Source organism: Anoxybacillus suryakundensis, assembly GCF_001418025.1.
GTDB classification, from domain to species: Bacteria; Bacillota; Bacilli; order Bacillales; family Anoxybacillaceae; genus Anoxybacillus; species Anoxybacillus tengchongensis.
Map to the genome: position 1 here is coordinate 1 of NZ_LIOK01000021.1, position 14027 is coordinate 14027.

The window sequence follows — 14027 nt, forward strand, 5'->3', positions numbered from 1 at the left end:
GATTGAGTCAAGAGTTTGTGGGAGATTTTTTTGATATTTTAATTCAATGGATATATTTGGTTAAATAATTCGATTTATGTAAGCGTTTTCTAATCCTCTCATCCTGCTTGCCTGTGCCTTTTTCGCTTTTTTAAAACCCTTTCAATGCTTTTAACGCTTGATAAATAGGCGTTCCTGACGAATGATGGAAATAACGGATATTCCCTCGCACCAACTCCGCTACCTTGGTTCCTACATGCTTGATCGCCTTTTTCACGATCGTTTCTCGTTCCCTTTCTCTTTCCTCCTCTTGCGAAAGCACCTCTCCTTTCCATGTCTGAATCGTTAACCCGTCTTTCACGGCTACCATCACGTTTAAAAACGCTCGAATGCCTTCTTCACACCAACTCCGTCCATTTTTTACTCGCTTCGCAAAGACGTGCATCGTTCCCTCTGCACTTCCCATCGGGCGCATTCCTGTCGTATCTATGCCTTTCTCCCGCAGCCATTGACGGTAATCACTCAAACATCCTGGCATCGATTCGATCCGTTGAATCAATCCCTCCAATTGCTTTTCTTTCTTCTCATCCCCTAGGGTGCCTACCGCACTATGCAGTTCAGTTAATAACCCGTTTTCATCAAACAAGGCTAGCTTTTTCCGAATCGTCCGGTACCGTGGGTGATCTTTTAAGCATTCGCGAATCTCTCGCGCTACGTGGAACCGATCTAGCTGGAAAAACGCTCGCTTCCCGAAATATTCCCGACAAGCCGTAATCCACGCAGCTCCATCGCCATTGATCACCACCCAATCCCTCGTTGGGTCATAGCCGTATTCCTCGTTCAAGAATCGTTCTAATCCTTCCCACACCGGCTCTTTTGTTTCGTGTACATAGTGCCGTTTCCCAACCAAGGATACCCGTTTCCCGTTTGCTTTCCATCCTTGGTGCACCACCAAAATTTTTTCTTCCTTCCCTCTTCGGCGACTTCGCTGCCGTTTCACATATAGTCCGTCCGCCTCCACGAACAACACCTGTCGCTTCATTTCCATCGGACGATGCCTATCCACTGTCGCCTGTAATACCATCTGCCGAATCGTTTCATGGCTCATCACCGCATAGCCTACCATCTTCTCTAACGCTTCGGCTGCTTGGCGATAAGAAGGACCGATAACGGCTAATTCAATGGCGGTTTCCTCCAATAACGGACTCATCCCCTTCGCTCCATCGAAGCCGAGAAAATGATCTAACAAACACGTATACACGCCTTTTTCTCGATCCAAATAGTAATTGCGTCGGATCTCCACCTCCCCAAAGAGCGTCTGGATGCGTACCGTTCGTTTATCTTTTAGGTAATAGCGTTTTTTATCTCGTTGCTTGGCGATCTCTTCATCCAGCCATTCCAATACCTGTTGAAACATTTCCCCATACGTTTTTTGCAACATCAAAAACAATTCCATTTCTATCTCTTTTAATGTTTGCCCATCTGTGATAAACTGTTGCATAGGACTCTCTGACCTCCTGTGTGATTTGGTCGCACTTATCACCATACAGGAAGAGAGTCCTTTTTGCATCTATTTTGCTCACCCCCCTTCTTTTCAAGGAAACCTCCCCTTGAAACAGATGGAAGAGGGTTTAGCTTCCTCCCACAAACATTTTACTCATACTATCCGTTGATACAACTGAAAGAGTGGCAAAATACAAACTGTCGTCGATCCCCCGGGGTTTTTGCAAGATTGGAGGTCGACGACAGTTGTGAAGTTTATCACAAATGAATTGTATTAAAAACAGTCTCCTGTTTAGAGACTGTTTTATGCTTCGGCATTCACTTCCGCGATAATAACAAAACCGATGACGGCTGTAATGACTAGACCTGTAATCATCCACATCATCATACATTCCCCCTTTGCCCATTTTCTTTTATTTTACACGTTTTTGTTTCGTTCGAAAATGGGGTTTATGCTTCTTCTTCTATTTTTCGTGCATATATGTGTGAACGGTGAGAGAAAAAAATAGAGGCGAGCATGAGAATAAACACCGCTCCAAGCACAAGTGGTCGCTTTGCTTCGTCGATAGCGTTTGGAATCCATGTTCCGATATATAAAAACGCACTAAGCGCAAATAAAACGAGACTGTATGCTTTATAGTCACGCGCTTTTCCTAACCAATGTCGCTTTTGTTCATCCAACATAACCGTCCCCCTTTCCTTCTTTCAATGTATCATAGAAAAGAAAAAAGGGTACGATGTAATTTATGCCAAAGCTTGTGCTAAATCTTCTATTAAATCGTCGGCATCTTCTAGCCCGACAGAAATGCGGATGAGCCCGTCGGTAATGCCTAGTTCATTGCGGCGCTCTTTCGGAATAGAGGCGTGCGTCATTTTTGCTGGGAGTGAAATTAAACTTTCTACCGCTCCTAAACTTTCCGCTAGCGTAAAATAGCGGACGCGCGTTAATACTTGTTCCGCTTTTTCAGCGCTACCGACGTCAAATGACACCATGCCGCCAAAGCCGCGCATTTGTTTTTTCGCTACATCATAATTTGGATGTGACGGAAGCCCAGGGTAATACACGCGCGTAACCGCTGGATGATTCGTTAAAAATGCAACGATGTTGCGCGTATTTTGTTCATGTTCTTCCATGCGGATGCCGAGCGTCTTGATGCCGCGCATCAATAACCATGAATCTTGCGGACCGAGAATGCCGCCTGTCGAGTTTTGGATGAAATGAATGTCTTTTGCGAGTTGCTCGTTATTGACGACGACAAGTCCGGCAACAACATCGCTATGACCACCTAAATATTTTGTCGCGCTATGAATGACGATATCTGCGCCAAGCGCAATTGGTGTTTGCCAATACGGTGTGCTAAACGTATTATCGACAATCGTTAACAACCCATGACGTTTCGCAATCGCTGATGCCCCTTGTACGTCTGTAATTTTTAAAAGCGGATTTGTCGGCGTTTCGATGTAAATGGCTTTCGTGTTTGGTTGAATGTGCGCTTCCATATTTGCGAGATCGCTCGTATCGACAAATGTCGATTCAATGCCGAGACGGTTTAATACTTTCGTCATGACGCGGTATGTGCCGCCATATACGTCGTCAGTTAAAATGACGTGATCGCCACTATTAAACAACATCATGACGGCAGTAATGGCTGCCATACCTGAGCTAAACGCAAAACCAGCATATCCTTCTTCCACATCTTTAATTAGTTCCTCTAAAGCATGTCGCGTTGGATTGCCTGTACGTGAATATTCATATCCTTTATGGACGCCGACCGCTTCTTGTTTGTACGTACTCACTTGATAAATGGGAACAGAGACAGCCCCTGTATGCACATCTCCGGCAATGCCACCATGAATCAATTTCGTTTTTCTTCTCACGTTACATCCCGCCTTCATAAATATGTTTACTTAAATATCGTTCGCTGCTATCTGGAAAAACGACAACGATGTTCGTTCCTTCTTCCGCCTGTTCCGCTTCTAATAAAGCAGCATGAAACGCGGCACCAGATGAGCTACCGACAAGCAATCCTTCTTTTTGCGCAAGCTCTTTGACGCGCCGAAACGCATCGTCATCTAAAATCGTATGAATGGCATCAAAATAGCTCGTATCCATATATGGTGGCAAAAATTCCATACCAATGCCCTCAGTGCGATGCGGACTCGGTGCTCCACCGTTTAAAATCGACCCTTCTGGTTCAACGATGACCGTTTTTATCCGCTCATTTTTTTCTTTTAAAAATTTCGCCGTTCCCATAAATGTGCCACCTGATCCAGCACCAGCAACGAAAACATCAATTTGTCCGTCCAGTTGCTCCCAAATTTCTGGACCGAGCGTTTTATAGTACGTGCGTGGGTTCGCTGGATTTTCAAACTGTTGCGGACAATAGGAGTTTGGAATTTCAGCGGCGAGCTCTTTCGCCTTTCGAATCGCCCCTGCCATTCCTTCGTTCGTTGGCGTATTGATGATGGTTGCGCCAAGTGCGCGCATCAGCTGTTGTTTTTCGATGCTAAATTTTTCTGGTACACAAAAAATGACGCGAATGTTTTTCCCGATCGCAGCAAGCGCAAGACCGATCCCTGTATTGCCTGCCGTTGGCTCAATAATTGTTCCGCCTTCTTTTAACTTTCCTGTCGCTAGCGCATCGTTTAACAATTCTTGTCCTAGACGATCTTTGACGCTTCCCCCGGGATTTAAATATTCGAGCTTCGCAAATAGGCGCACCCCTTTTGGAAGCGGAAATTGCGTAATTTCAACGATCGGTGTATGGCCGATTAATTCATGCACGCTTTTCGCTACTTTCATGTTGTAACCTCCCTAAAGATGAAAAGAAGGAGAGTGGGGCTCTCCTATTTGTTTAATTCATTTACCATCAATTGCACAAGTTCAGATGAATGAAGGGCTGCTTTTTGTAAAAATTGTTCAAACGATACGTTAGACTCTTTACCAGCGATGTCTGATAATGCGCGAATGACGACAAACGGGACGGCAAATTGATGGCATACTTGCGCAATCGCAGCAGCCTCCATTTCAACAGCATATAAGTCTGGAAATTGCGTGCGCACAAAATCGACGCGCGCTGGATCGTGCATAAATGAATCGCCTGTCGCAATTAATCCTTTTGCCACTTGAATGTCACGAATGTGGGCTGCGCTCGCTTCAGCTGCTTGCACTAATCGCTCATCAGCAACATATCGCGCTGGCATGCCTGGCACTTGACCGTAAGCGTAGCCGAATGCTGTGACATCAACATCATGATGAACAACTTCTGTCGAAATGACGATATCTCCGACGTTTAATGATGGGGCAAAACCGCCAGCAGAGCCTGTATTAATCACAACATCTGGCGCAAAACGTTCTAATAAAATCGTTGTCGACATCGCTGCATTCACTTTCCCGATGCCTGATTTTAATAAAATGACGTTGGCTCCGTCTAACGTACCGCTGTAAAACGCGCAATTCGCTACTGTCGTTTCTGTTCGATCAGCTATTTTTTCGCGCAAAATCGCCACTTCTTCTTCCATTGCCCCAATGATTGCTATTTTCATCGTTTCAACCTCTTTCACTTATTGTTTGACAGCTTCCATCAACCAAACGAAACGATTCATTGGCGTAAAAGTGACAGTAAAACCGTTTATTGTAAACGTGCGTTCAAGAATAGGAATTGTCGTGTAATATTCACGTTGTAAGTCTTCTGCTAAGTCGACAAATCCTTTTTGTTTTGCTTCTGCAACCATCGCCTCATACGCCTCGCGATCAATGAACGCTGTATCAGCAAACACTATTTTACCACCTTTCCGAAGAAGTGCGCTATATTTGCCGATCGCTTCTTCTTTTTCCTTATCTGTTAAATGGTGAAAAGCGTATGTGCTCACGATCGTATCGACCGGTTCATTCGGCAAAGGAAACTGTAAAAAGTCTCCGTCTTCAATCGACACATGACCGAGCTTTTCTTTCGCAAGTTCACGCATTGGTGCAGACGGTTCAATGCCATATACCGTTTTGTTCGCCTCAATTAGTTTTTTCGTTAAATTTCCTGTCCCAACACCAAACTCTAAAACGACGTTCCCGCTTTTTTCAACGACTGTATTTAAAATCGTTTCATATCCGTCAAATACGTCACGGTATTGCTCATCGTGCCCGTATACAGACGAATCGTACGATTGTGCCCAATTCTCAAAGATGTCTAAAAATTCACGTCCCATGATGTCACACTCCATAAAATATAATAATTCCTATAAGTATAGTATGAATTTAATGTACTGCTGTTCTCAATCTACCACATTTTTTTTAGATGTTCAATGGAAATATGTTAAACTACGTGTAGAAAGGAGGAGAACGATGATTACGTTTGATCTCATTCAAGATAAAGTAGAATTTTTCGAAGCGACGGACTTAGCGACGTTAGAGAAAAAAATTAATGAACAAATCGAACATAACAAAGCAATTATGCTTGAAGTGCATCATGTTTCGTATCACATGCAACTGTTAGAAAACGGACAACGTCTTTATAGTGCGATGGTGCATTTTAAAGCAAAAAAATAGAGCGTCACGGACGGCGCTCTATTTCTTTTAATTGTTGCACTTTTGTCGGCTTCCACCCTTCATTTGTCACCCATTCGATAAACACTTTATAATGTTCTGTTTTATCTTTTTTGGAGACCGTAGCAACAGCATGATTCGGACTTCCGCCATTTCCAATAAACCAAACGATTAAATCAGAAGAAGAAATGCCTGTCGCATAACTAATCGCATCAATCATTTCTTTCCAGTCAACCGAGTTTTTATCGTACGTTGTTACATGCGGTTCCGATTGCGTTGTACCGATCGGTTGCCATGATGGGTTAACAATTTCACGAATGACATTGGAATTTGGGTCATCGACAACCGTTTCTTCTACTTTCTCATTGTTTTCTTGTTGTTCTGATGGTTGTTCATTCGCTTCTGATTCGTTTGTTTCGACTTCAACTGGTTGCGGAGATGTGTTTGTTTCTTTTACTGAACGGTCGTTAGCAAACAACCATTTCCATCCGAAAAATAAAATAAGCGCAAATACGATCGCAATCAACGTATTCAATATACGATTTACTTTTCTTTGTTTTGAACGTTTCGCAAAACGGCTGCTCACCCTTCATTCATTCCTTTCTGTTCCAACTCGTATGTGGCACGAACGATATCGGCAAAAATGGCGTTCGTGACAGAGGCAGCTGATGCTGTTTCTAATTGTACCACAACGAGCGCATATTTTGGACGGTCAGCTGGAAAATAACCTGCGAACCATTTGTTTACGAGTTTTTCTTTCCCCGTTTCTGCTGTTCCTGACTTTCCTGCTACGGTATAAGGCAATGATTGAAATGCACGACCTGTACCTTCTGGATGCATCACAACAAGTTGTAACAGCTCTTGTAGTTTGTCGATCGTCTCTTGGCGCAAGGAATCGGTTGTTAGTCGCTTTTCATCAAAAGTGAAAAATGTTGTGCCGTTCTTATACATCATTTTTTGGGCGATGCGCACTTGTTTTGCCTCACCACCGCGAGCAATGGTTGCCATCATATTCGCTACCGCAAGCGGTGAAACACGGACATCTTTTTGACCGATCGCCGTTTGGGCAACAGCAAGCGGAACGTGTTTATCTCGTTCATCCGTCCAAATTTTCCCTTCTTTCTCTTCGCGAAGTGGACGAAACGATTCAAAATGATATACATCTCCTTCCCAACCGACGCGTGGAAGCAGACCGAGCTTTTGAGCATATATATCAAACATGTTTTTATTCATAGCGATCAACTGTTTTCCCAACTCCGCAAATGTGTTGTTGCAACTGATCGCAAAGCTCTCTTCAAATGAGCGCATTCCTTTCTTTTTTTCTTCCGGCTCACCGTTAATTTTTCGATCACAGTTAAACGTTTGTCCATGGACAAGTCCGTTTTCAAGCGCTGCTGCTGCAACGACTACTTTAAACACAGAGCCCGGCACTTGAGGAAGAAGCGCTTTGTTTTGTGCCGCCTCGTTTTTATACGGATTTCGTTCATCAATCGCCGGGGCGCTTGCCAGCGCAACAACGTCGTTTGTTTCAACATCGAGCAAAACGACAGCCCCTTTTTCCATCCCATGTTGAGCAATGATTTGTTCGACATATTGCTGCATGGTACGGTCAATGGTTGTTTGTACGGTAATCGGATAAAATGGATTTGCTTGCTCTGTATATTTCACATCCATGCCAAATAGCGGTTCACCGCGAGCATCTACGTGATACAGTAGCTTCGTTTCCCCATCAGGAATTAAAAACTCGTCAAACGAACTTTGTAAACCTGATACACCTACTTTTTTTGCTGATAACTTTCTATCCCCGTATCGTTCCTTGAGCAACTTCTCATTTTCACCAAGTAAACCGATCACATGTTGGGCGTATTTTTCCTTTAGTTCATATTGTTTATGAACAGCGATGACACCGGGAATATGCAACTCATTAATACGTTCCATTTGCCACGATTGAAGCTGAATGGGCCGTTGTCCGTTATGCAAAATGATTGGACCTTTCGCCTCTTCAAGCTGTCGTTTGATCATCTCTTTTGGCACGGAGACGATCGCAGCCATTTGATCGATTGGCCAGTCCATTTTTTTCAAAAACGGAAATAGGACGAGCGTTGGAATGTACTCATACGTAAGTGGCTGACCATAGCGATCAACGAACATCCCGCGCCCATCATCGATAATGAGCTGTTCCGTTCGTTGGGTGACGCTCGCTTCAATTAAATTAATCCCATGAAACGACTCGGTGCTTACAAGTTGTAGTTGAACGAGCCGACCGATCAAACTGAATATGGCTAGTTGAATGATTGTTAATATGATGACCATCCGTTTTTTTACCATAAAAAACACCTCGTCTTCATTGTCGACGAGGTGTCGTATTTTAAAACCTATTTCACTGCGATGATTTTTACAACCATGTCTCCGCCAGGCGTGTGAACTGTCACTTCTTCACCAACACGGCGACCGATAAGCGATTTAGCAATTGGAGAGTCGTTTGAAATTTTTCCTTCAAACGGGTCCGCTTCTGCACTACCGACGATCGTATACGACTCTTCTTCCCCATCTGGAAGCTCGACAAATGTCACTGTTCTTCCAAGCGATACGATGTCTGTACTTTCTAAATCTTCTTCAATAATTTTCGCATTGCGAATCATATTTTCAAGCATTTGAATGCGCGATTCAACGAACGCTTGCTCATCTTTTGCCGCATCGTACTCGGAGTTTTCAGATAAATCCCCGAAGCTGCGCGCAATTTGAATGCGCTCTACGACTTCTTTTCGCTTCACTGTTTTTAAATATTCAAGTTCTTGCTCGAGTTTCTCCTTCCCAGCTTTCGTCATTGGGTATTCTTTTTCCATTGACATGTCATTCACTCCTTTTATTTATGTATGGAAAATGTACGAACGAGCGGTTCGTACAAAGACAAAAAGTTTACATATTATCTATGCTATGGTATTACAAAATAGAATTTTGTTCAAGAATCGTTTGAATTTTTGTAACCATTAAGTCGATAGCAACGTGATTATGGCCGCCTTCTGGGATGATGATGTCGGCATATCGTTTTGTCGGTTCAATAAATTGATTGTGCATCGGACGCACGACATTTACATATTGCTCGATGACTGACTCAAGCGTGCGTCCACGTTCTTTAATGTCACGCAGTAAACGACGAATGATGCGAATGTCGGCATCCGTATCAACGTACACTTTAATATCCATTAAGTTGCGCAATCGTTCATCTTCTAATACAAGAATGCCTTCTAAAATGATCACGTCTTTCGGTTCAACGCGAATGACTTCGTTTGAGCGCGTATGAAGCGTATAGTCGTATACAGGCTTAGCAATTGGTTCGTAATTCAACAGTTTATGAATATGTTCAATAAGCAAGTCATTGTCAAAAGCGAGCGGATGATCGTAGTTTGTTTTTAATCGTTCTTCAAACGGTAAATGACTCTGATCTTTATAATAAAAATCTTGTTCAAGCATTAAAATAGAATGTCCTTGAAAATGTTCATAAATCGCTTTTGTAACGGTCGTTTTCCCCGAACCGGAGCCTCCTGCAACTCCGATGACAACCGGTTTCTTCCTCATGTTAGTGCCCCTTTCTCATCATGTTGTATGGGAAAACTTCTCGATCGACTTTAAAACGAACAATTTGAAGCGGATGACGGGCAGCATCAAGCTCGTTCCCTTCTTCATCCCAAATTTTTTCAATAACTTGTGTAAAGTTTTCAATTTCAGGTCCGAAAAATTCAACTTCATCGCCTGGTTTGAAGAAGTTGCGCTGTTGCAACGTCACGATGCCTGTTTGTTTGTCATAATCAAGCACAAGACCGACGAAATCGTACGTTGTTTTTTTGCTATGAACACCAAACATTTGCTCTTTATAGCCTGGAACACCTTCAAAAAAAGCTGGTGCGGTGTCACGATTAGCACATTTATCGAGCTCATCTAGCCACTCTTTTCGAATGACGAAATTGTCAGGGTCTGCGCAATAAGCATCAATGACTTTGCGATAAACACTAACGACCGTTGCCACATAGTGAATCGACTTCATACGGCCTTCGATTTTTAAACTATCAATACCCAGTTCAATCATTTTTGGAATGGATTGAATTAAGTTTAAATCTTTCGGGCTCATCGCAAACGGATCGTCCGTTTCGTCAAATAACGCCAGCGCTTGATCTCCTTCAAGCTTGTACAAATCGTAATCCCAGCGACACGATTGACAACAGCCACCACGGTTAGAATCACGCGCAGTCATATGATTGCTTAATACACATCGACCGGAATACGCAATACACATCGCACCGTGAATAAACGTTTCAATTTCAATATCGACTTTTTCTTTTATTTCACGAATTTCTTCTGCGCTAGTTTCACGGGCTAAAACGACGCGCTCAAGTCCTTCTTCTTTCCAAAATTGTACCGCTTTCCAGTTCGTGAGCGACTGTTGAGTGCTTAAATGTACTTCAAGTTTTGGTGCAACGCGACGTGCGGTTTCAATAATAAGCGGGTCAGCAACGATAATGCCGTGCACACCAACGCGCTCTAAACCACGCAAGTACTCTTCGAGGCCAGGAATGTTTTCGTTATGGGCGTAAATGTTTGTCGTCACGTAAATTTTTGCTCCATAACGTTTTGCAAATTGCACACCTTCGGCCATTTCTTCAAGCGTAAAGTTGTCGGCATTTGAGCGGAGACCGTATTCTTGTCCACCGATAAACACAGCGTCTGCCCCGTAATGAACCGCCACTTTTAGCTTTTCTAAGTTGCCAGCTGGGGCAAGCAGCTCTGGTTTTTTCACAATGACACGCTTGCCGTCAATGATTTGTGATATGCTCATATGTCTCCCTCCTTTTTAATATACCGTTTCTTTAAAGAAAAAGCCGGTGTCTAACGGGCGATGTTTTGGCTGAATCGCTTCAATGCGCGCAAGCAGTTCACCTTTCTCTTCTTCGTATTGCTCGCGGTTTTCTGCACATAAATCAATGGCGCGACGATATAATTTCGTTACTTCTGTAATATAATCCGGCTCATGAAGGACGCCGTCAATTTTAAAGCTATCGATTTCTGCGTCAATCATGTCTTCTAGCTCATCAATCATGCAAATATCATTTGGGCTCATAATGTGCGTACCGTTTTCATCTTCGAAAATCGGATATTTGTTGTCACGCTCTTTATCGTATAAAAAGAGCCCTTTCGCATACTTCATTTGTTGTACTTCCATAAACTTGCCTTGGTATTCAAAATAGTTTCCAATGAGGGAACGTTTCGATTGAAACATGCACGTCATGCCATGCACTTGCACTTCAATTTCCACTTCCGCATGGTTTTTAATATCAATAATTTCTTCCATATTTAATTCTCGAGCAAGAACAGCACGTTTCGCTCCTTTTCGTCCCCAATAGTTGCACGCATACCAGTTTGTTGCTGTCGTTTCTGTATTCCAATGAAGCTTCATATGCGGTGCCACTTCTCGCACCGTCATTAACACCGCTGGGTCGCCAAATACGATGGCATCCACTTGTTGTTCTGCTAAAAAGCGAACATAATCACTCAGTTCATCGACTTTATCGTTATGAAACAACGCATTCATCGCAACATACACGCGCACACCGTGCTTGCGTGCCACATGCATCGCATCTGCCACGTCTTGACGTGAAAACTCGCCTGCTAAACGCAAACCGTACCGTTGTTCACCAATGATGACGGCATTTGCTCCCGCTTGAGCAAGTTGTTCGATATGAGCAACGCTCGTTGGCGTAACAAGCAATTCTGGTTTTTTCATTTTACTCACCTCGTTTTCTCGATATCGCCATTCCGTCACCGATCGGAATGATGATCGTTTCATAGTGCGGATGCGCCATCAACCATTCGTTATATGCTTGAATTTTTTTTACGAGCTGGCGCATCCGTTTTTGTTCAATTGGTTCATTTGTGGCGACAAGTCCTTTAAACAATACGTTATCTGTTATAATGATTCCTTGTTCGCTTAAAAGTGGCTCGTACAACTCAAAAAAGCGGCGATATTGTCCTTTTGCCGCATCAATAAACAAGACGTCAAACGGAGCATGTTTTTTTACTTCATCGCTCATGTCAAGCGCATCGCCAAACAATAGCGTCATTTGCCCATCCGTATTCGTTTGCGCAACATAACCGAGCGCTTGTTTGTAGCGCTCTTCATCTCGTTCGATCGTAACAATTTTCGCATTCGGCAACGCTTTCGCCATCCGAATAGCAGAGTAGCCAATCGCAGTGCCAATTTCTAAAATGCGCTTCGGTTGGATGAGTTTTAATATATGCAACATCGTTTCGATGCTCAGCGCATCCATAATCGGAACGCCGTGTTCACGCGCATATTGTTCCATCGCTACAATTGCTTCCTCTTTTTTAGGAAGCAATGATTCCATATATTGAATGATTTCCTGATTTACCAACGAACCGTCCTCCTCGCAAAAACAAGAGTTCAAACGAGTTGAACTCTTGTTTCGTCACGATCCATAACTTTATATATACTACCATAAATCAAAACAAAATGCGAACGTTTTATTGCTTTCCGATATATTTTGCCTTTTCCCGATTATGTTCGTCAAGTGTTTTTGTAAAAATCACTTCTCCTGCTGGTGTAGCTAAAAAGTAAAAATAATCTGTCTCCGCTGGATGAAGAGCTGCGTGAAGGGACATTTCTCCTGCATTCGCAATCGGTCCCGGTGGAAGTCCTTTGTGTATATACGTATTGTACGGTGAGTTTACTTCTAAGTCTTTGTAATATACACGTTGCTTATGCTTGCCGAGCGCATATAAAACCGTTGGATCGGTTTGGAGCGGCATACCTTTTTCTAATCGATTGTAAAACACGCTTGCAATTTTTTCACGATCTGCTTTTTCTGTTGCCTCTTCTTCAATGAGTGATGCCATCGTTAACAATTGATGAACCGTCATGCCGCGCGCTTCCATATCTTCTGCATATTTCGCCAGCACTTCTTCTGTTTTGGCAATCATCGTTTCAATTATGTTTTCAAGCGACGGTTTTTCTTCTGTAAACGAATATGTCGCTGGGAATAAATACCCTTCAAGCGCATAACGAATGTTTTTATTTAAAATATCCGTTGTTAAAACAGAAGGATATTTTTTTATAAGTTCATCAATATAGGCGCGATTAGTTAACTTTGTCATAATGTCTTTTGATGAATAGCCTGTTTTTTGCGAAATAATTGTCGCAATTTGCGTCAGCTGTTTTCCTTCTGGAATTGTTATTTTTAATTTCGCTTCTTTGACGACTTTTCCTGTTTTTAACTTACCTACAATTTGCTCTAACGTCATAGCTTTTGTAAACGTATAATTGCCTGCTTGAAAGTCAGCGTGGTTTTTAAATTTCACGTAATAACGAAAAATGGTCGCATTTTTAATCACACCGTTTTTTTCTAATACATTCGCAATCGTATACACCGATGAACCGATTGGAATTTCTACTTGAATTGGCGTTTTGTCGTTCGGATCAACCGGCTGCAAGGCAGAACGAATATATACAAACAAGCCAATGCATGCAGCAATTATAATCAATAATAGAGGTGCTGTAATATATAAGACAATTTTTCGCACCGTTTTCGCTTCGTGTTCTTGTAACATGCGTCATCCTCCCCTCACTTTTGACATTATACTACAAATAATGACATGACATAAATAAAAAAAGAAGCTGACGTATAGCCAGCCTCTTATTCCTCTCCTTCTTCCTCTTCACCGAGGAATGTGTTTAACATTTCTTCGATCATATCCCATTCTTCTTCTGTTTCGATCGGCTGCAACTCTCCTGCTTGCCCATCTTCTCCCGGGATAAAGGAAGATGCGTGAATTTCGATTTCTTCATTGTCATCTTCTTCTGCACCAATTGGATAGTACAGAACATAAGATTTTCCGAATTCTTCAGATTCAAATGTAAATAATACTTCGCAAAGTTGCTCGTTGCCGTCTTCATCAACGACTGTAATGTGTTTTTCACCGTGTTCCATCATGT

General features: G+C 42.7%; 16 protein-coding genes. 1 reads left to right on the forward strand and 15 read right to left on the reverse strand.

Annotation, left to right across the window (positions count from 1 at the left end):
- Positions 1-130: 130 nt before the first annotated feature.
- From ASC42_RS11865 to ASC42_RS11890, 6 genes are all read right to left on the reverse strand, one after another.
- Positions 131-1480, reverse strand: coding sequence for an ISLre2 family transposase (locus ASC42_RS11865; protein WP_055440728.1), 1350 nt, complete (start codon positions 1478-1480; stop codon positions 131-133).
- A 452-nt stretch (positions 1481-1932) separates the two neighbouring features.
- Positions 1933-2166, reverse strand: a complete 234-nt coding sequence (locus ASC42_RS11870; protein ID WP_055441927.1) for a YrhC family protein — start codon at positions 2164-2166, stop codon at positions 1933-1935.
- A gap of 60 nt (positions 2167-2226) precedes the next feature.
- Positions 2227-3360: a bifunctional cystathionine gamma-lyase/homocysteine desulfhydrase gene (locus ASC42_RS11875; protein WP_055441928.1), complete on the reverse strand. Its 1134-nt coding sequence runs from the start codon at positions 3358-3360 to the stop codon at positions 2227-2229.
- Between the two features lies 1 nt (position 3361).
- Positions 3362-4285, reverse strand: a complete 924-nt coding sequence (locus ASC42_RS11880; protein ID WP_055441929.1) for a PLP-dependent cysteine synthase family protein — start codon at positions 4283-4285, stop codon at positions 3362-3364.
- A gap of 44 nt (positions 4286-4329) precedes the next feature.
- The gene (gene mtnN / locus ASC42_RS11885) at positions 4330-5028 is read right to left on the reverse strand and encodes a 5'-methylthioadenosine/S-adenosylhomocysteine nucleosidase (protein WP_055441930.1); all 699 of its coding nucleotides are present in this window, start codon (positions 5026-5028) and stop codon (positions 4330-4332) included.
- An 18-nt stretch (positions 5029-5046) separates the two neighbouring features.
- Positions 5047-5685 carry a class I SAM-dependent methyltransferase gene (locus tag ASC42_RS11890; RefSeq protein ID WP_055441931.1) on the reverse strand — a complete coding sequence of 213 codons (639 nt, stop codon included), beginning with the start codon at positions 5683-5685 and terminating at the stop codon, positions 5047-5049.
- A 136-nt stretch (positions 5686-5821) separates the two neighbouring features.
- Between ASC42_RS11890 and ASC42_RS11895 the strand changes: the two genes are divergently transcribed.
- Positions 5822-6025, forward strand: a complete 204-nt coding sequence (locus tag ASC42_RS11895) for a DUF2536 family protein (protein WP_032100156.1) — start codon at positions 5822-5824, stop codon at positions 6023-6025.
- Positions 6026-6029: 4 nt separating this feature from the next.
- Here the strand turns inward: ASC42_RS11895 and ASC42_RS11900 are convergent, their stop codons facing one another.
- From ASC42_RS11900 to ASC42_RS11940, 9 genes are all read right to left on the reverse strand, one after another.
- The gene (locus ASC42_RS11900; protein ID WP_055441932.1) at positions 6030-6608 is read right to left on the reverse strand and encodes a YrrS family protein; all 579 of its coding nucleotides are present in this window, start codon (positions 6606-6608) and stop codon (positions 6030-6032) included.
- Complete coding sequence (locus ASC42_RS11905; protein ID WP_055441933.1) at positions 6605-8350, reverse strand: peptidoglycan D,D-transpeptidase FtsI family protein; 1746 nt, start codon at positions 8348-8350, stop codon at positions 6605-6607. Before ASC42_RS11905 ends, ASC42_RS11900 begins: the two co-directional genes overlap by 4 nt.
- A 47-nt stretch (positions 8351-8397) precedes the next feature.
- Positions 8398-8874: a transcription elongation factor GreA gene (greA, locus tag ASC42_RS11910; RefSeq protein WP_035019996.1), complete on the reverse strand. Its 477-nt coding sequence runs from the start codon at positions 8872-8874 to the stop codon at positions 8398-8400.
- Positions 8875-8965: 91 nt separating this feature from the next.
- The gene (gene udk, locus ASC42_RS11915) at positions 8966-9601 is read right to left on the reverse strand and encodes a uridine kinase (RefSeq protein ID WP_055441934.1); all 636 of its coding nucleotides are present in this window, start codon (positions 9599-9601) and stop codon (positions 8966-8968) included.
- Position 9602: 1 nt separating this feature from the next.
- Positions 9603-10856 (reverse strand): peptidase U32 family protein, encoded by a 1254-nt coding sequence (locus tag ASC42_RS11920; protein WP_055441935.1) that lies wholly within the window; start codon positions 10854-10856, stop codon positions 9603-9605.
- Positions 10857-10871: 15 nt separating this feature from the next.
- Positions 10872-11801 carry a peptidase U32 family protein gene (locus ASC42_RS11925; protein WP_055441936.1) on the reverse strand — a complete coding sequence of 310 codons (930 nt, stop codon included), beginning with the start codon at positions 11799-11801 and terminating at the stop codon, positions 10872-10874.
- Between the two features lies 1 nt (position 11802).
- Complete coding sequence (locus ASC42_RS11930) at positions 11803-12450, reverse strand: O-methyltransferase (protein WP_055441937.1); 648 nt, start codon at positions 12448-12450, stop codon at positions 11803-11805.
- A 109-nt stretch (positions 12451-12559) separates the two neighbouring features.
- Positions 12560-13642, reverse strand: a complete 1083-nt coding sequence (mltG, locus tag ASC42_RS11935; RefSeq protein WP_055441938.1) for an endolytic transglycosylase MltG — start codon at positions 13640-13642, stop codon at positions 12560-12562.
- An 86-nt stretch (positions 13643-13728) separates the two neighbouring features.
- Positions 13729-14022 (reverse strand): DUF1292 domain-containing protein, encoded by a 294-nt coding sequence (locus ASC42_RS11940; RefSeq protein ID WP_032100163.1) that lies wholly within the window; start codon positions 14020-14022, stop codon positions 13729-13731.
- Positions 14023-14027 lie beyond the last annotated feature (5 nt).